The sequence below is a fragment of the Actinacidiphila epipremni genome, from assembly GCF_012034175.1.
GTDB lineage: Bacteria > Actinomycetota > Actinomycetes > Streptomycetales > Streptomycetaceae > Actinacidiphila > Actinacidiphila epipremni.
Genome location: NZ_JAATEJ010000021.1, coordinates 71,453 through 88,101 on the forward strand (window position 1 = coordinate 71,453; position 16,649 = coordinate 88,101).

Consider the following 16,649-nt stretch of genomic DNA (forward strand, 5'->3'; position numbering starts at 1 on the left):
GCCGGGGAACGATCCTTCCGGCAGCCCGCCCCGCGACCGTAGATTTCCGGTCATGACGACCGACACCAGCATCACCGCCCCCGCCGTGACCAGCACGAACGCCGTCCTGCGGGTGCCGCCCGCCGCGCCCGCGGAAGCCGCCGCGCACTTCGCGGCGAGCCTTGCTTTCCACACCGACGTCTCCGACGTCGCCGCCGCCCTGACCGCCGCCGCCGAGTCCGGGACCGGCCCCGGCTTTGTCCTGGTGGACAGCCGCAGCACCCGGGCATGGGAGCAGGGGCACATCCCCGGCGCCGTCCACCTGCCCACCGACCGGGTTGCGCAGCTCGCCGACACCTTCCTCGACCGCGCCGTCCCGGTCGTCGTCCACTGCTGGGGCCCCGGCTGCAACGGCGCCACCCGCGCCGCCCACGCGCTCGCCTCACGCGGCTTCCAGGTCAAGGAGATGCTCGGCGGCATCGAGTACTGGATCCGCGAGGGCTTCGGCTACGAGAGCGCCGACGGCCCCGCGCACCGCGCCGCCGACCCCCTCACCGCCCCCGCCGGCGCCGACGACTGCGGCTGCTGAGCCGTCACCGCGGCAGCGCGCGCAGCTCGTACGACCACAGCTCGCCGCGGTCGGCCACCCGCGCGAAGCCGACCCGGCGCAGCACCGCCTGCGAGGCGGCGTTGCCCGGCTCGGTCGTGGCCAGCACCCGGTCCACCTCGGGCTGGCCGAGCGCCCACTGGCACAGCGCCCGCGCCGCGTCGGTCGCCCAGCCCTCGCCGCGGCCGGACGCCGACAGGTCGTAGCCGATCTCCACCGCCCCGCCGTCCGGCGGCCCGTGGAAGCCCGCGCCGCCCAGCGCCGTGCCGTCGGCGGTGCGCTGGATCGCGAAGACGCCCCAGCCGGGACGGTAGGCCCCGGCCGCGGCGGCGGCCACCGTCATCGAGGCCGCGCCTATCGTGCCCTCGCCCGGCCCGCCGTCGATCCACGTCAGGCCGGCCGGCTTGCCGTCGGCGAGCTGCGCGGCGTCCTTCGGGAGCTGCTCGCGCAGCGTCAGACGGCCTTGGGTCAGCACCAGCCGGCCGCCGTCGAGGGAAGCATGCAGGGTCATCGGGCGGTACCGCCTTGTCCTGGGTCGCCGGGCGACAGGGGAGGGGACGTGCGAGGCGAGGCGAGGGGGCCGTGGTGGCGCCGGCCCGGTGCCACCACGGCCCGCAACGCTACAGCGCCGAGATCTCGGCGAGCAGGTCGTCGAGCCCGAGCGAGCCCTGCGACAGCGCCGCCATGTGCCACGCCTTGGGGTCGAAGGCGTCGCCGTGCGCGGCACGCGCCGCCTCGCGGCCCTGGAGCCAGGCCCGCTCGCCCAGCTTGTAGCCGATCGCCTGGGCCGGCATGCCCAGGTAGCGCACGATCTCGCTGTCGACGAACTCCGGCTGCCGCCCGCTGTGCCGGCCGAAGAACTCCCGGGCCAGCTCCGGCGTCCAGCGCTCACCGGGGTGGAAGGGCGAGTCCGCCGGGATGTCCAGGCCGGTGTGCATGCCGATGTCGATGATGACCCGGACCGCCCGCATCATCTGCGCGTCCAGGTAGCCCAGCCGGCGCTCCGGGTCGCCGAGGAAGCCCAGCTCGTCCATCAGCCGCTCCGCGTAGAGGGCCCAGCCCTCGGCGTTCGCGCTGACCAGGCCCGCCGACGCCTGGTAGCGCGACAGGTCGCCCGCCACATGCGCCCACTGCGCCAGTTGCAGATGGTGGCCGGGCACACCCTCGTGGTACCAGGTGGAGACCAGGTCGTAGACGGGGAAGCGGGTGCGCCCCATCGTGGGCAGCCAGGTCCGGCCGGGACGGGAGAAGTCCTCCGACGGCGCGGTGTAGTACGGCGCCGCCGCGCCACCGGGCGGCGCGATGCGCGCCTCGACGACCTTGACCCGGTCGGCCAGGTCGAAGTGCGTGCCGTCCAGCGCCGCGACGGCCTCGTCCATCAGCGCCTGGAGCCAGTCGCGGACCTCGTCGACGCCCTCGACGGCCTGGCCGTGCTCGGCCAGGTACCCCAGCACCTCCCACGGGTCCTTGCCCGGCAGGATCTTCTCGGCCTCGCCGGCCATCTCGGCGCGCAGCCGGTGGTATTCCGACCAGCCGTACGCGTACGCCTCCTCCACGTCCAGGTCGGTGCCGTTCCACATCCGCGCCCACGTCAGGTAGCGCTCGCGGCCCACCGCGTCCGGCGTGCCCGCGACGGCGGGGCCGTAGGTGTCGCGCAGCCAGTCGCGCAGGGCCGCGTAGGCGGCGGTGGCCTCGGCGGCGGCGGCGTCCAGCTCCGCGCGCATGTCCTGCGGGCCGTCCGCGACGAGCGCGGCGAACCAGCTGCCGGCCGGGTCGTCGCCGCCGGTCCACTCGCCGAACTGGGCGACCATCGTCTCGACCTGCCGCGGCCCGCCCGGCAGGCCCTTGGCCAGCCCCTCGGCCAGCGAGGCCCGGTAGCCGTCCAGCGCCGCCGGCACCGCCCGCATCCGGGCGGCCAGGTCCGCGTAGTGCTCGGGCGTCTCGGCCGGCATCAGCGTGAAGCCCTCGCGCATCTGGTGCGCGGGGGAGTTGAGGTTGCTGACCGCCCGCAGGTGCTCGCCGGCCTCGTGCACCGCCAGGCCCGCCGTCAGCCGCTCGCGCAGCAGCCGCGCGCACCGCCGCTCCACGTCGCTGTCCGCCCCGGGCACCGCCTCGGCGGCGGCCAGCCGGTCGAGCGTCCGGCGGGCGAGCGCCGCGTGCTCGTCGGCGCCGGCGGGCGAGAAGTCCGGCAGCAGCCGGGCGGAGGAGGGCACACCGAGGTAGGTGCCGAGCAGCGGGTCGAGGGCGATGAGGTCGTCGACATAGGCGTCGGCGACCTCCCGGGGAAGCGAGGTGCTGGTCAGATTGGACATGCGGCCATCCTCGTACGAAACACCCCGCGAAAGCCACCGGGATCGCCCCCCGGGGGGGAGCACTCCAGGCCGCAAGGTCGGGCCCCAAGACGGCGCCGCGCCGAAGATGTTACGGCCCCGGGGCCCGCCCGCCCCCGCGTGTTACGCCCGGCGCGCGGCCACCCACGGCAGGCTCGCGGCCGACGCGGGGGCCGCCGGCAGGGTCGCGGTGAGGACCAGCGTGCCGTCCTCGACGTGGTAGTCCAGCGGGAGGCCGAGGCCCCGCATCAGCGCGGCCACGCCGCTGTTGGACGCGCGGGTCACCGCGTACACGCTGGAGCGGCCCGCCTCCGCGGCGAGTTCGACGAGCCGGCGCAGCAGCACCGCGCCGATGCCGCGGTGCTGCCAGGCGTCCTCGACGAGCAGCGCGACCTCGTTCTCCTCGCCGTCCCACAGCAGGTGGCCGAGCGCGACCAGGCGGCCGGCCGCGGTCTCGACGGCCAGCGAATGGCCGAAGCGCGGGCTCAGCAGGTGGTCGAGGTAGCGGTCGGCGTCCTCGGCGGGGCCGTGGTAGCGGCGGGCCAGCGTCGCCGGCGAGCAGCGGTCGTGCATCGCCAGTGCCGCCTCGCGGTCCTGCGGGCCGACCCGGCGCACCGTCAGCTCCTCACCCGCGGGCAGCCGTACCGCCTGCCGGGCCGCCGGCACCCGCACGCCGAGCCGGGCGTCCAGCTCCACCAGGGCGCGGGCCCGGGCGAACTCGGTGGGCGTGAAGGGCAGATGGTCGCGCCGTACGGTGATCGTGCCGCCCGAGGGGTCGCGCAGCCGCATCACGGTGGGCTCCCACACCTCGCTCGCCGGCTTGCCGGCCGGGTCCGAGGTGACCGTGCAGCGGCCGAACAACTGCCGCAGCGCCAGGGGCAGTTCCGCCGGGTCCAGGGCGGTGCGGGTGGCCAGGGCCAGCATCCGGGTCGGGGTGTCGACCAGGTCGTGCGCGTCGGCCCGCTCCAGCCACACGTCCGCGCCGCCCGCGCCCGCGACGGCCCGCGTGACCTCGGCGGCGGTGAGCGCGGGCGGGGTGCGCAGCAGGAACTCGTCGACGGTGCCCTCGGCCAGCGGGTGCGTCTGCAACGTCACGATGTCCACGCCGTGCAGCGCCAGCGCCGCGCACACCGCGGCGAGGCTGCCGGGGGTGTCCCGCACAGTGGTGCGCAGCCGCCACAACGCGGGCTCGGCGGCGCCGGCGGGATGTCCCCCCGCGGGGGCGGCCACGGCCGCTCCTGAGGCCCGCGCCGGGCCGGACGTACGGGACAACCACCGCAGACGGAACCGGGTCACGGCCCCGCCCGGAGGCTCGGGAGTCGTATGAGGCATACGCCTACAATGGCGAACCGGTGTTGCGTGATCACGAACATGCCGTGACCGGACGGTAAAGGACGGATCTTCTCGGTTAACTGACCTTTTCCCCGCCTTTGGCGGCCGTTGCCGGTACGAAACCGACCGCCCCGGCCGCCGGTGGCCGGTCAGCCCGCCGCGCCGTCCCCGCCGCCGAAGACATGCGGGTGCCCGGCGGTCGGGAGCCGCGGCGGACACGGGTCCGGTGCGGCGTGCGGCACGCCGACCCCCTGCCCGCGGCGCGACGCCGCGCCCGGCCCGCGCGCCCCGCGCGCCCCCGCGGAAGACGCCGCGGGGGAAATGTCCCGCGCCGGGAACTCCGGTCCGATGGCGGGAGTTGTCTCGGTACGGGCCGGTGCGCGGCACCGGCTCGGCCAGCCGCCCCGACCGGGCGCCCCCGTCCCGGTCGGGGCGCCGCGGTCGCCCCGCGCCTGCCTGTCCCCTCCTCGGGCAGGCGCGGCGGCGACCGGCACCCCGCCGGTGCGCCGCCGGCGCCTGACGGCCCGTGGGATACGCTGGCGCGATGCGGGACACGCGACTGCGCGGTCGCCCCGGCGGCGGCCCCGGCGCGGCGCCCGCCGAGGTGTTCGAGCAGCACCGGGCGGTGCTCACCGGCGTCGCCTACCGCATGCTCGGCCGCTTCGCCGACGCCGAGGACGTCGTCCAGGAGGCGTGGCTGCGCTGGGCAGGCGCCGACCACGGCGCGGTGCGCGAGCCGCGCGCGTACCTGGTGCGTACCACCACCCGGCTCGCCCTCGACCGGCTGCGGCAGGTCCAGTCCCGCCGCGAGACCTACGTCGGCGAATGGCTGCCGGAACCGCGCGCCACCGACACCCCGCCGCCGCCGGACGCCGAAGCGCACGTCCTGCGCGCCGAGTCGGTCTCCCTCGCGCTGCTGGTCGTCCTGGAGACCCTCTCCCCGCTGGAGCGCGCGGTCTTCGTCCTGCGCGAGGCGTTCGGCTACCCGTACGCCGACATCGCCGCGATCCTGGGCCGCGCAGAACCCGCCGTACGGCAGCTCGCCGGCCGGGCCCGCCGGCACGTCGAGGCCCGCGAGCAGCGCTTCGACGCCGACCCCGCGCTCGGCGCCGACATCGCGCAGCGCTTCCTGGCCGCATGCGCCACCGGCGACCTCGCCGGGCTGCTGGCGCTGCTCGCCCCCGACGTCCGGCTCATCGGCGACGGCGGGGGAGTGCAGAAGGCGCCGCGCCGCGTGCTGCGCACCGCCGACCACGTCGGCCGCTTCCTGCACGCGGTCTCCACCGACACCCCGCCCGCCATGGGCGTCGCCATACGCGAGGTCAACGGCGCGCCCGCGATCGTCATCACCTCGCACGGCGCCCCGCACACCGTGATCGTGCTGGAGACCACCGGGGGCCTGGTCTCCTGCGTCTTCCTGCTCACCAACCCCGGCAAGCTCACCGGCGTGGCCTGACGCCGCCCGCGCCCGGGCTCACAGCCCGCCGGAGATCCGCAGCACCGCGCCCGTGGTGTACGACGCGTCCGGCGACAGCAGCCACGCCACCGCGCCCGCGATCTCCTCCGGCTGCCCCGGCCGCCGCATCGGCACCCGCTCGGGGTTGCGCCACGGCCGCTGCGGGTCGCCCATCGCCGCGTGGATGTCGGTGACGATCATGCCGGGCTGCACCGAGTTGACCCGCACCCCGTCCGGCCCCAGCTCCTTCGACAGGCCCACCGTCAGCGCGTCCACCGCCGACTTGCTCGCCGCGTAGTGCACGTACTCCCCAGGGCTGCCGAGCGTCGCGCCGCCCGAGGAGATGTTGACGATCGCCCCGCCGTTGCCGCCGTACCGGGTGGACATCTCCAGCGCCGCCCGCCGCGCGCACAGCAGCGCGCCCATCAGGTTGACGTCCACCACCCGGCGCATGACCTCCACCGGCGTCTCGGTGAAGCGGCCGAGCGGACCGGTGATGCCCGCGTTGTTGACCAGGCCGGTCACCGCGCCCAGCTGCTCCTTGACCACGTCGAAGAAGCCGTCCACCTGCTCGGCGTCACTGGTGTCCACCTGGTGCAGCACGCACGTGCCGCCCTGCTCGCGGATCCGCCGCGCCACATCCTCGGCCGCGTCCTTGGAGCGCTCGTAGCCGATGCCGACCCGGTGCCCCGCGGCGGCCAGCCGCACCGCCACCGCCGCCCCGATGCCGCGGCTGCCCCCGGTGACCAGCGTGACCTCGTCCATCGGCCCTCCGCTCCTTCGTGCCGCCGTACGGCCCAGACGCCGCTCGATGATCACGAACACTATCGCAGCGCACCGTCAACATCGCATGAACACTGGACATATCGCCTTCCGGCGGCGGGGGTGCCGGTTCGAGGATTGGTCTTGACCAAGCCTGACGGGCGGCTCTATCGTCCTTAGTAGTGCAAGAACCTTTAATAAACACTGGTTAGGAAACAAGGCTGAACAAGCCTTGGGCGGATTGCGAGGACAGGGTGGGGACCACGCAGCTCGAATCGGTGCCGGAGCCGAAGTACTGGCACCTCAAGACGGTGCTGAACGACGCCCTCGACTCGGAGTTCGAGGTCGGTGAGATCCTGCCGAACGAGCGCGACCTCGCCGCCCGCTTCGGCGTCGCCCGGGCCACGCTCCGCCAGGCGCTGGAACAGCTGGAGCTCGAAGGCCGGCTGCAGCGCCGCCGCGGTGTCGGCACCACCGTCGCCCCGCCGCGCATGGGCGTGTCCGTCGGCCCGGCCGCGCACGCCTGGCCGGGCGCCGGGCGGGACGCGTGGGAGACCGCCGGCTGCGTCGAGGCCGTACCCGCCGCCGCGATCGCCGCGCTGCTGGGCACCGGCGCCGACGAGGCGGTGCACACCATCCGCCGGGCCCGCGTGATGCGCGGCCAGCCGGTCGCCGCCGAGCTGCTGTACGTACCGCGCTCCTCGGTCCCGGGCCTGTCCGCGGACCTCACGCCCGCCGCGCACGCGCCCGCCGTGCTGCGCGAGCTGCACGCACTGCCGCTGGAGGGCGAGGACCGCGCGGTGGAGCTCGGCTCGGCCCGCGCCGAGGACGCCAAGCAGCTCGACCGGCTGCCCGGCGCCCCGGTGCTCGTGGTCACCTCGCGCTACTACTCCGCCGGCCGGGTCGCCGCGGTCTCGGTCGCCACCTACCGCGCCGACACCTGCAAGCTCACCTTCGGCGACGCGGGGGCCTTTGAAGTCACCCACCACCAGGAGGACCGCGCGCAGGCCTCCTGACCCGCCGCCGGTTCGATCCGTACGGCCGAGGGCCCGCTCCCGCCGAGGGCGCGGGCCTTCCGCACGCCGGGGGTCAGCGCAGCGCCATCGACGTCTGCTGCACGGTGAACAGCTGCTCCTCGACGTGGTCCAGCGCCAGCCGCAGCGCGCCGGTGGCGATCGCCTCCTGGCCCAGCGCCGACAGCGTCACCCGCGGGGTGCGCAGGCAGTAGCGTTCGAGCTCGGCCCGCAGCGGCTCCAGGATGCCGTCCAGGCCCGCCGCCCAGCCGCCGATCACGACCAGCTCGGGGTCGATCGCCAGCACCAGCGCCGCCACGTCGTGCACCAGCCGCTGCAGGAAGCGCCGCACCGCGTCGTTGGCCTGCGCGTCGCCCTGCCGGGCCAGCGTGAACACCCGCTCCACCGCCGGCTCGTCCAGCGGGTGCAGCGGCTCCCCGGTGGTCGACAGCAGATGCTCCGGCGTCACGTCCCGCCCCAGCAGATGCAGGGCGCCGATCTCGCCCGCGGCGCCGCCGGAACCGCGGTGCAGCCGCCCGCCGATGAGCGAGCCCGCCCCGGGGCTGAGCCCCGCGAGCACGAAGACCACGTCGTCCGTGCCGATCGCCGAGCCCTTCCAGTGCTCGGCCACCGCGGCGACGTTCGCGTCGTTCTCCACCAGGACCGGACATCGGAACGACCGGCGCAGCCGCTCGCCCAGCGGCAGCCCGGTCCAGCCCGGCAGCGCGGTGCTCAGCCGCACCTCGCCGTCCGCGCCCACGATGCCGGGGCTGCCCACCCCGACCGCCCACAGCGTGCTGCGCGCCACCCCGGCCTTGCGCAGCAGCTCCGCGACCGTGCCGCGGACCCGCTCCAGCCGGTCGTCGGCCGAGGCCGCCTCGTCGACGTCCCGCCAGTGCGAGCCCAGCAGCTCCCCGCCCAGGTCCGACAGCACGACCCGCACCTGGTGCGCGCCGATCTCGATGCCCAGCAGATGCCCGGCCTCGGCGTGGAAGCGGAACCGCCGGGCCGGCCGGCCCTGCTTGCGGGCGTCGCCGGCCTCCGGGCCGACCTCCACCACCAGGTCGGACTCGGTCAGCCCCTCGATGACGCCCTCGACGGTCGGGCGGGACAGCCCCGTGCTCTGGACCAGCTCGGTGAGGGTGGGGGTCTGCGCCCCGCGCAGGGCGTGCAGGACGACCGCGGAGTTGATCCGCCTGAGCAGGGACGGGTCCCCGCCGGTGAGTCGCCCCACGTATGTCCTCCCAGCCTGTGCCTGTGTGTGGCGGATCGTACCGGGCCGCAGGGCGCGCGGCGAGTGCGGTCCCGTTACGTTTGTGCGGCAGCGCCGCGACGGTACGTCACCGCCGCCGCGCGGCCCCGCTGACGTACCGTCAGGACGTGCGCACCGGTGGGCCGGGCGCCGCCTCGCGCAGCCGGCCGAACTCCGCGGCGAGCGCGGCGGGCGTCCAGTGCGCGTTCAGGCCGCTCGGGCTCGGCAGCGCCCAGATCCTGGTGGCGCCGATCGTCCGCTGCTGCGGGCCGACCTGCGCGTGCCGCTCGCCGAAGGCCACCCGGTAGGCGGTCACGCCGAGCACCGCCAGCCACGCCGGCTGGTGCTCGATGACCTTCGCGGTCAGTATCCGCCCGCCCTCGACCAGCTCCCGCGTGCTCAGCTCGTCGGCCCGCGCGCTCGCCCGCGCCGCCACGTTGGTGACGCCGAGCCCCAGGTCCAGCAGCCCGGCCTGCTCGGCGGGCGCGAAACGCCGCGGGGTGAAGCCCGAGGCGTGCAGCGCCGGCCAGAAGCGGTTGCCGGGCCGCGCGAAGTGGTGGCCCACGTACGCCGACATCAGGCCCGGGTTGATGCCGCAGAACAGCACCCGCAGGCCCGGCGCGAGCAGGTCGTCGAGAGTACGGTCGCGGGCCGCGGCCAGCTGCTCCGGCGTCATGCCGGCCGCCCCGGCGCCCGCCGTGCCCGGCTCAGAGGATCGCCCCCGGGCGGTACGCGGCGGCCTGCGGGCGGGCCTTGACGACCTCCTCCACCCGGCGGACGACCTCGGCGACCTGCCCGGCCGCGGCGCCGGTGAACGACAGCCGGTCGGCCATCAGCGCGTCCAGCTGCGTGCGGTCCAGCGGGATCCGCTCGTCGGCCGCGAGCCGGTCCAGCAGCTCGTTGCGCTCGGTGCCCTGCTCGCGCATCGCCAGCGCCGAGGCCACCGCGTTCTCCTTGATCGCCTCGTGCGCGAGCTCCCGCCCGACGCCCGCCCGCACCGCGCCCATCAGCACCTTGGTGGTGGCCAGGAACGGCAGGTAGCGGTCCAGCTCGCGGGCGACCACCGCGGGGAAGGCACCGAACTCGTCCAGCACCGTCAGGAAGGTCTCCAGCAGCCCGTCGAAGGCGAAGAAGGCGTCCGGCAGCGCGACCCGGCGCACCACCGAGCACGACACGTCGCCCTCGTTCCACTGGTCGCCCGACAGCTCGCCGGTCATCGAGGCGTAGCCGCGCAGGATCACCATCAGGCCGTTGACCCGCTCGCACGAGCGGGTGTTCATCTTGTGCGGCATGGCCGACGAGCCGACCTGCCCCGGCTTGAAGCCCTCGGTGACCAGCTCAAGGCCCGCCATCAGCCGGATCGTCTTGGCCAGCGACGAGGGCGCCGCGGCCAGCTGCACCAGCGCGCTCACCACGTCGTAGTCCAGCGAGCGCGGGTAGACCTGCCCGACGGAGGTGAACGCGCGGCCGAAGCCCAGGTGCCCGGCGACGCGCTGCTCCAGCTCGGCGAGCTTGCCCTGGTCGCCGCCCAGCAGGTCCAGCATGTCCTGCGCGGTGCCGACCGGGCCCTTGATGCCGCGCAGCGGGTAGCGGGCGATCAGGTCCTCAACCCGCTCGTAGGCCACCAGCAGCTCGTCGGCCGCGGTCGCGAAGCGCTTGCCCAGCGTGGTGGCCTGCGCGGCGACGTTGTGCGAGCGGCCGGCCATCACCAGCTCCGCGTACTGCCCGGCGAGCTGCCCCAGCCGGGCGAGCACCGCGACCGTACGGTCGCGCACCAGCTCCAGCGACAGCCGGATCTGCAACTGCTCGACGTTCTCCGTCAGGTCCCGGGACGTCATGCCCTTGTGGATCTGCTCGTGCCCGGCGAGCGCGTTGAACTCCTCGATCCTGGCCTTCACGTCGTGCCGGGTGACCTTCTCGCGCTCCGCGATCGAGCCCAGGTCCACCTGCTCCAGCACCCGCTCGTAGTCGGCGACCGCCTGCGCGGGCACCTCGATCCCGAGGTCGCCCTGCGCGCGCAGCACGGCGAGCCACAGCCGGCGCTCCAGCACCACCTTCTGCTCGGGGGACCACAGGGCGGCCAGCTCCGTGGAGGCATAGCGGCCGGCGAGGACGTTGGGGATACGCGGCTTGGCTGTCACGTGTGGAGATTCTACTGGTCGCGGCGCCGCCGCCGGCTCCGCGCGATCACGGCGACGGTACGGCCGGCCCCCCGGCCTGCGGCCCCGGCACCGCCCGCGCGGCGGGCACCGGCGCGGGGTCGGCCGGCGGGTAGGGCAGCAGCTGCGGGCGCTTGGGCGGGCGGCCGTCGCCGGAGGAGCGGCCGGTCAGCCGGCGGCCGATCCACGGCAGCAGATGCTGCCGGGTGAAGCGCAGGTCGGCGGTGCGCCGGGCGGTCCAGCCGAGCCGCACCCCGGGCGGCAGCGGGGTGCGCCAGTCCGCCTCGGCGGGCAGGCCGAGCGCCTGCCACACCGCCTCGGCGACCCGCCGGTGGCCCTCCGCCGTCAGGTGCAGCCGGTCCTCGCCCCACATCCGCGGGTCGCCGAGCACATCGGCGCCGTAGAGGTCCACCACGACCGCGCCGTGCCGGGCGGCCAGGTCGTCGATGAAGCAGAACAGCTGGTCCATCCGCGGCAGGAACCGGGTCGCGACCGGGCCGCGGCGGGCGGGACTGCGCATCAGCACCAGCCGCCCGCACGACGGGGCGAGCCGGCGCACCGCGTCCTCCAGGTGCCCGCACACCACCTCGACGTCGCAGCCGGGGCGCAGCACATCGTTGAGCCCGCCGACCAGGGTCACCAGGTCCGCGCGCATCGCCGCCGCGGTGTCGACCTGGTCGTCGACGATCTGCCGGATCAGCTTGCCGCGCACCGCCAGGTTGGCGTACCGGAAGCCGGCGCCGTCCGGGCGCGGCAGCGCCGCGAGCCGCGCGGCGAGCAGGTCCGCCCAGCCGCGGTAACTGCCGTCGGGCAGCAGGTCGGACATGCCCTCGGTGAAGCTGTCGCCGAGGGCGACGAAACTGGCGTAGCTGGGGTCATCGGCACGGGTCTCCATCGCGCCGCGATCCTATCCGCCCGCCCACCGCCGCCCGGGCACGACCCGCACCGCCGCGCACCCGGGCCCGCCGCGCACCCGGGCCGCGACCGCCCCGGGGCCGCGCCGGCCGCCGTACGGGCGGAAGCCTGACGTGGTCAGCCCACCATCGACTGCGTGCCCAGCACCGACAGCAGCGCCAGGCGTTCGGCGTCCTGGGAGCCGGGCTCGGCGGTGTAGACCATGACGCGCAGGTCGCTGCTCTCGACGCTCAGCACGTCGCAGTCCAGCGTCAGCACTCCCAGCTGCGGGTGGTCGACGGTCTTGCGGGAGCCGTCGTGCTCGCCGACCGCCCGGGCGTCCCACAGCTGTGCGAAGCGCTCGCTGCCGGTCCGCAGCTCCGCGATCAGCGCGCGCAGCCGGCGGTCGGCGGGGTAGCGGGCGGCGGTCGCGCGCAGCCGGGCGACCTGTGCGACCTCCAGCGTGGCCTTCGTACGCGAGGTGTGCCGGACCCGGCCGGTGTCCGCGCCGAGGAAGGTGCGCCACACCGCGTTGCGCTCCTTGCCGTGGCATTCGCCCATCAGCGCCGTGTAGAGCGGATTGGCCAGCAGCAGCGTCCACGCCGCGTCGAAGACCGCCACCGGCGTGCCCGACAGCCGGTCCAGCATCCGCTGCACGCTCGCCGGGACGAACGCCGGGACCGTGCCGCGGCCCGGCGGCACCAGCCCGGCGGCGTGGAAGAGCTGCTCGCGCTCCGGGCCCGACAGGCGCAGCGCCCGGCCCAGCGCCTCGACGACCTGCTCCGAGGGCTTCGCCGAGCGGCCCTGTTCGAGCCGGGTGATGTAGTCCACCGAGATCCCGGCGAGCATCGCCAGCTCCTCGCGGCGCAGCCCTGCCGCGCGCCGCTGCCCGCCGGCGGTCAGCCCCGCCGCCTCCGGCGGCACCCGGTCCCGCCAGCGCCGCAGCATGTGCCCGAACTCCGTGGTCGCCATGCCTCCACTGTCGCACCGGGCCCGGCCGGCCGTCCTGGTACTGGCGTTCCCAGGAAGCGCGGGGCCCGGTCCGGGGTCGCGGTAGCGCGGCAGGTCACTCGGCGAGGGGCAGGCACTCGGCGAGCAGGCCGACGAGGTCGCGCCAGGCGCGCTGCGCGTGCCGGGGGTGGTGGCCGACGCCGGGGACCGTGGGGTGGTCGACCGGTGGGTGGTAAAAGGCGTGCAGGGCGCCGCCGTAGACCACGAGGCGCCAGTCGACGCCCGCGGCCTGCATCTCGGCGGTGAATTCGTCCCGTTGTGCGGGCCCCATGATCGGGTCCTCCGACCCGACGCCGGCCCACACCGGGCAGCGGATGCGCGCCGCCTCGCCCGGCCGGCCCGTGGTCAGCGCGTTGAGCGTCCCGATCGCGCGCAGGCCGGCGCCGTCGCGGCCGAGTTCCAGCGCGATGGCGCCGCCGGTGCCGAAGCCGACGGCGGCGATCCGGTCGGGGTCGGTCCGCGGCTCGGCGCGGAGCACGTCGAGCGCCGCGTGGCCGATGCCGCGCATCCGGCCGGGGTCGGCGAGCAGCGGCATGCAGCGGGCCAGCATCTCCTCGGGGTCGCCCAGATAGCGCCCGCCGTGGAGGTCGAAGGCCAGCGCCACGTATCCCCGTTCGGCGAGCGCGTCGGCCCGGCGCCGCTCGACGTCGCTGAGCCCCACCCCCTCGGGGCCGATCAGGACCGCGGGCCGGCGGCCGGCACCGGCCGGCAGCGCGAGGTGGCCGACCATCGTCAGGCCGTCGGCCGGGTATTCGACCACGCGCGTGGTCACCGTCGTCATGAGCCCGGACTGTAGTGAGCGCCGGGCCCGGTGGGGCCGGTGTTCTGCGGCCGGCAGAAGCCCGTGTCCCCGGCGGCTCGGGTACGCCGCGGCGCTGCCCGGCCCGGCCGGGTCACCGGCCGCCTCTTACGCGGACGGCCCGCCGGCCCGCAGGAACGGTCCGTCAGCCGCGGGCCGGGCCGACCAGCTGCTTGAGCACGTCCTCCATGGTGACCAGCCCCACCCCGCGCCCCTCGGCGTCCACCACCGCCGCCAGGTGCGCGCTGGCCGCCCGCATCGCGGTCAGCACGTCGTCCAGCGGGGTCGCCGCGTCCACCCGGGTGATCGGCCGCAGCGCCGAGCGCGGGAAGGCGGCGTCCCGCGGCTCGGCGTCCAGCGCGTCCTTGACGTGCAGATAGCCCAGCACCCGCCCGCCGCCGTCGGCGACCGGGAAGCGCGAGAAGCCCGAGCGCGCGGCCAGCCGCTCCAGCTCGTCCGGGGTGATGCCGAGCGGCGCGCGCACCACCTCCTCGGCCGGCAGCACCACCTCGCCGACCGGCCGCCGCCCCAGCTCCAGCGCCTCCCGCAGCCGCTGCGTGGCCCGGCCGCCCAGCAGCCCGGCCGCGCCCGCGTCGGCCACCATCCGCGCCAGCTCGTCGTCGGAGAAGACCGATACGACCTGCGCGCGCGGCTCCACCCGCAGCAGCCGCAGGCAGCCGTTGGCCAGCGCGTTGATCCCGAAGATCAGCGGACGCAGCGCCCGGGTGAAGACCACCAGCGGCGGCCCCAGCAGCAGCGCCGAGCGCACCGGGTCGGCCAGCGCGATGTTCTTCGGCACCATCTCGCCGAACAGCATGTGCAGATACGTCGCGAGCGCCAGCGCCACCACGAAGGCGATGACGTGGATCGTCCCGTCCGGCACGCCCACCGCGTGCAGCACCGGCTCCAGCAGGTGCGCGATCGCCGGCTCCGCGACGATGCCGAGCACCAGCGTGCAGGCCGTGACGCCCAGTTGCGCCGCGGCCAGCAGCGGCGCCAGGTGCTCAAGACCCCACACCACCCGTACCGCCCGCCGGTCGCCGTCCTCCGCGGCGCCGGCGACCTGGTCGCGCCGCACCGAGATCATCGCGAACTCCGCCCCGACGAAGAAGGCGTTCACCACCAGGGTGAGCAGCCCCACCAGCACCTGCACGACCGTCATGCCGGCGGCCCCTGCCACCCGTCCGGCGGCGACACCAGCCGCACCCGGGCCGCCCGGTGCCCCGAGGCGTCCAGCACCTCCAGCAGCCAGCCGTCCAGCCGCACGGTGTCGCCGCGCACCGGGATCCGGCCCAGCCGGTCGGCGACCAGCCCGGCCAGCGTCTCGTACGGGCCCTCCGGCACCCGCAGCCCGATCCGCTCCACCTCGTCGCCGGTCCGCGTCGCGCCGTCCGCCTCGTACGTGCGCCGGCCGTCCGGGTGCTCGCCGACGACCAGCAGGTCGGGCCGCTGCCGCGGGTCGTGCTCGTCCCACACCTCGCCGACGACCTCCTCGACGATGTCCTCCAGCGTCGCCACCCCGGCGGTGCCGCCGTACTCGTCGATGACCACCGCCATCGCCCGCGAGCCCGACAGCCGGTCCAGCAGCCGGTCGACGGCGAGCGACTCGGGCACCAGCAGCGCGTCCTTGAGCAGCTCGGTGACCGGTGTGCGGATCCGCTGGGCGGCGGGCACGGCGAGCACGTCCTTGATGTGGACGGTGCCGATCACCGCGTCCAGGCTGCCGCGGTAGACCGGGAAGCGGGACAGGCCCGTCGCCCGGGTGGCGTTGGCGACGTCCGCGGCGGTCGCCGCCGCCTCCAGCGCGGTGACCTGCACCCGAGGCGTCATCACGTTCTGCGCGGTGAGGTCGGCCAGGCCGAGGGTGCGGACGAACAGCTCGGCGGCGTCCGGCTCCAGCGCGCCCTCCTGCGCCGAGTGCCGCGCGAGCGCCTTGAGCTCCTGCGGGCCGCGCGCCGACGCCAGCTCCTCGGCCGGCTCCAGGCCGATCCGGCGCAGCACCCGGTTGGCGGTGTTGTTCAGATGCCGGATCAGCGGCCCGAAAGCGGCGGTGAAGGCCCGCTGCGGGCCCGCGACGGCCTTGACGACCGGCAGCGGACGGGCGATCGCCCAGTTCTTCGGCACCAGCTCGCCCACCACCATCAGCACCACCGTCGAGGCCGCCGTGCCCAGCACCAGCGCGAGCGAGGCCGCCGCCCCGGCCCCGAGCCCGGCGGCCCGCAGCGGCCCGCGCAGCAGCTCGGCGATCGAGCCGCGGGAGAGCATGCCGATGATCAGACCGGTCACCGTGATGCCGAGCTGCGCGCCGGACAGCTGGACGGTCAGCGACCGCACCCCGGCCAGCGCCGCCGCCGTGCCCCGCTCACCGTCGCGCGCGGCCCGCTCCAGCTCCCCGCGCTCGATCGTGGTCAGCGAGAACTCCGCCGCGACGAAGACGCCGCAGGCCAGCGCGAGAAGCAGGGCCAGCAGCAGGAGCAGCGCTTCGGTCATCGGACACCTCCGTCCCATGATCGGCCACCGGCCCGCCGCCCGCGCGCAGCACGCGCCGGACCGCGCGTGTCCGGCGCGTATCCAGCCCGTACACGGCGCGCGTCCGGCGCGCATCCGGCGTGCCTCAGGCCGGCCGCAGCGGCTTCGACCAGCGCCGCCACTGCTCCTGCGGCGCGTAGCCGACGGCCCGCCACATGTGGTGGGCCCGCACATTGGTCTCCAGCACGATCGCGTCGCACCGCGGCGCGCCCAGCGCCGTGAAGCGCGCCTCGGCCGCGTCCAGCAGCGCCCGCCCGATTCCCCGGCGGCGCGCGTCCGGGTGCACGGCCAGCCGGTAGAGGTGGCAGCGCCAGCCGTCGAAGCCGGCGATCACCGTGCCCACCAGCTTCCCGTCGAGCTCGGCGAGCAGCAGCGCGCCCGGGTCGGTGGCGAGCAGCCGGCGTACGCCGTCCTCGTGGTCGCTGACGCTGATGCCCTCGGCGGCGACCGTCCAGAAGGCCAGTACACCGGTCACGTCGGCGGGCCCGGCGGCCCTGATCTGCGGTTCGTCCATACCCGGCATCCC

At 75.8% G+C, this 16,649-nt stretch carries 16 protein-coding genes; 3 read left to right on the top strand and 13 right to left on the bottom strand.

Annotated elements, in window-relative coordinates; genetic code table 11:
- The first annotated feature begins 52 nt into the window (after positions 1–52).
- Positions 53–568: a rhodanese-like domain-containing protein gene (locus HCN08_RS23690; RefSeq protein WP_167985244.1), complete on the top strand. Its 516-nt coding sequence runs from the start codon at positions 53–55 to the stop codon at positions 566–568.
- Between the two features lie 4 nt (positions 569–572).
- Here the strand turns inward: HCN08_RS23690 and HCN08_RS23695 are convergent, their stop codons facing one another.
- The 3 genes from HCN08_RS23695 to HCN08_RS23705 all read right to left on the bottom strand — a co-directional run bounded on the left by HCN08_RS23695 (position 573) and on the right by HCN08_RS23705 (position 4,248).
- Positions 573–1,097, bottom strand: coding sequence for a GNAT family N-acetyltransferase (locus HCN08_RS23695; protein WP_167985245.1), 525 nt, complete (start codon positions 1,095–1,097; stop codon positions 573–575).
- A 109-nt stretch (positions 1,098–1,206) separates the two neighbouring features.
- Complete coding sequence (locus HCN08_RS23700) at positions 1,207–2,898, bottom strand: DUF885 domain-containing protein (protein ID WP_167985246.1); 1,692 nt, start codon at positions 2,896–2,898, stop codon at positions 1,207–1,209.
- A gap of 141 nt (positions 2,899–3,039) precedes the next feature.
- Complete coding sequence (locus HCN08_RS23705; protein ID WP_167985247.1) at positions 3,040–4,248, bottom strand: GNAT family N-acetyltransferase; 1,209 nt, start codon at positions 4,246–4,248, stop codon at positions 3,040–3,042.
- Between the two features lie 544 nt (positions 4,249–4,792).
- On the opposite strand from HCN08_RS23705, the gene sigJ reads away from it, so the two are divergent.
- A complete protein-coding gene (gene sigJ, locus HCN08_RS23710) occupies positions 4,793–5,704 on the top strand; it encodes an RNA polymerase sigma factor SigJ (protein WP_167985248.1) in 912 nt (303 codons plus the stop codon).
- Positions 5,705–5,722: 18 nt separating this feature from the next.
- Here sigJ and HCN08_RS23715 read toward each other — a convergent pair whose 3' ends face one another.
- Positions 5,723–6,469, bottom strand: a complete 747-nt coding sequence (locus tag HCN08_RS23715) for an SDR family oxidoreductase (protein WP_167985249.1) — start codon at positions 6,467–6,469, stop codon at positions 5,723–5,725.
- 251 nt (positions 6,470–6,720) lie between these two features.
- On the opposite strand from HCN08_RS23715, the gene HCN08_RS23720 reads away from it, so the two are divergent.
- Positions 6,721–7,482: a GntR family transcriptional regulator gene (locus HCN08_RS23720; protein WP_167985250.1), complete on the top strand. Its 762-nt coding sequence runs from the start codon at positions 6,721–6,723 to the stop codon at positions 7,480–7,482.
- Between the two features lie 73 nt (positions 7,483–7,555).
- Here the strand turns inward: HCN08_RS23720 and HCN08_RS23725 are convergent, their stop codons facing one another.
- From HCN08_RS23725 to HCN08_RS23765, 9 genes are all read right to left on the bottom strand, one after another.
- Positions 7,556–8,713, bottom strand: coding sequence for an ROK family protein (locus HCN08_RS23725; RefSeq protein WP_167985251.1), 1,158 nt, complete (start codon positions 8,711–8,713; stop codon positions 7,556–7,558).
- Positions 8,714–8,852: 139 nt separating this feature from the next.
- Entirely contained in the window at positions 8,853–9,407 is a 555-nt protein-coding gene (gene mug, locus HCN08_RS23730) for a G/U mismatch-specific DNA glycosylase (protein WP_167985252.1), read from the bottom strand.
- A gap of 31 nt (positions 9,408–9,438) precedes the next feature.
- Positions 9,439–10,872: an adenylosuccinate lyase gene (gene purB / locus HCN08_RS23735; protein WP_167985253.1), complete on the bottom strand. Its 1,434-nt coding sequence runs from the start codon at positions 10,870–10,872 to the stop codon at positions 9,439–9,441.
- Between the two features lie 46 nt (positions 10,873–10,918).
- Positions 10,919–11,785 carry an SGNH/GDSL hydrolase family protein gene (locus HCN08_RS23740; protein WP_167985254.1) on the bottom strand — a complete coding sequence of 289 codons (867 nt, stop codon included), beginning with the start codon at positions 11,783–11,785 and terminating at the stop codon, positions 10,919–10,921.
- Between the two features lie 137 nt (positions 11,786–11,922).
- On the bottom strand, positions 11,923–12,756 hold the full coding sequence (locus HCN08_RS23745) for a helix-turn-helix transcriptional regulator (protein ID WP_167985255.1): 834 nt from the start codon (positions 12,754–12,756) through the stop codon (positions 11,923–11,925).
- A gap of 94 nt (positions 12,757–12,850) precedes the next feature.
- Positions 12,851–13,576, bottom strand: a complete 726-nt coding sequence (locus HCN08_RS23750; protein ID WP_167985256.1) for a dienelactone hydrolase family protein — start codon at positions 13,574–13,576, stop codon at positions 12,851–12,853.
- Between the two features lie 163 nt (positions 13,577–13,739).
- On the bottom strand, positions 13,740–14,756 hold the full coding sequence (locus HCN08_RS23755) for a hemolysin family protein (protein WP_167985257.1): 1,017 nt from the start codon (positions 14,754–14,756) through the stop codon (positions 13,740–13,742).
- The gene (locus HCN08_RS23760; protein ID WP_167985258.1) at positions 14,753–16,084 is read right to left on the bottom strand and encodes a hemolysin family protein; all 1,332 of its coding nucleotides are present in this window, start codon (positions 16,082–16,084) and stop codon (positions 14,753–14,755) included. Before HCN08_RS23760 ends, HCN08_RS23755 begins: the two co-directional genes overlap by 4 nt.
- Positions 16,085–16,208: 124 nt before the next feature.
- On the bottom strand, positions 16,209–16,637 hold the full coding sequence (locus HCN08_RS23765) for a GNAT family N-acetyltransferase (RefSeq protein ID WP_206319153.1): 429 nt from the start codon (positions 16,635–16,637) through the stop codon (positions 16,209–16,211).
- Between the last annotated feature and the right edge of the window lie 12 nt (positions 16,638–16,649).

Bases quoted from the DNA above. Each gene is read 5' to 3' on its own strand.
- HCN08_RS23690 (WP_167985244.1), top strand. From the start codon at position 53: ATGACGACCGACACCAGCATCACCGCCCCCGCCGTGACCAGCACGAAC.
- HCN08_RS23695 (WP_167985245.1), bottom strand. From the start codon at position 1,097: ATGACCCTGCATGCTTCCCTCGACGGCGGCCGGCTGGTGCTGACCCAA.
- HCN08_RS23700 (WP_167985246.1), bottom strand. From the start codon at position 2,898: ATGTCCAATCTGACCAGCACCTCGCTTCCCCGGGAGGTCGCCGACGCC.
- HCN08_RS23705 (WP_167985247.1), bottom strand. From the start codon at position 4,248: ATGCCTCATACGACTCCCGAGCCTCCGGGCGGGGCCGTGACCCGGTTC.
- sigJ (WP_167985248.1), top strand. From the start codon at position 4,793: ATGCGGGACACGCGACTGCGCGGTCGCCCCGGCGGCGGCCCCGGCGCG.
- HCN08_RS23715 (WP_167985249.1), bottom strand. From the start codon at position 6,469: ATGGACGAGGTCACGCTGGTCACCGGGGGCAGCCGCGGCATCGGGGCG.
- mug (WP_167985252.1), bottom strand. From the start codon at position 9,407: ATGACGCCGGAGCAGCTGGCCGCGGCCCGCGACCGTACTCTCGACGAC.
- HCN08_RS23740 (WP_167985254.1), bottom strand. From the start codon at position 11,785: ATGGAGACCCGTGCCGATGACCCCAGCTACGCCAGTTTCGTCGCCCTC.
- HCN08_RS23745 (WP_167985255.1), bottom strand. From the start codon at position 12,756: ATGGCGACCACGGAGTTCGGGCACATGCTGCGGCGCTGGCGGGACCGG.
- HCN08_RS23750 (WP_167985256.1), bottom strand. From the start codon at position 13,576: ATGACGACGGTGACCACGCGCGTGGTCGAATACCCGGCCGACGGCCTG.
- HCN08_RS23755 (WP_167985257.1), bottom strand. From the start codon at position 14,756: ATGACGGTCGTGCAGGTGCTGGTGGGGCTGCTCACCCTGGTGGTGAAC.
- HCN08_RS23760 (WP_167985258.1), bottom strand. From the start codon at position 16,084: ATGACCGAAGCGCTGCTCCTGCTGCTGGCCCTGCTTCTCGCGCTGGCC.
- HCN08_RS23765 (WP_206319153.1), bottom strand. From the start codon at position 16,637: ATGGACGAACCGCAGATCAGGGCCGCCGGGCCCGCCGACGTGACCGGT.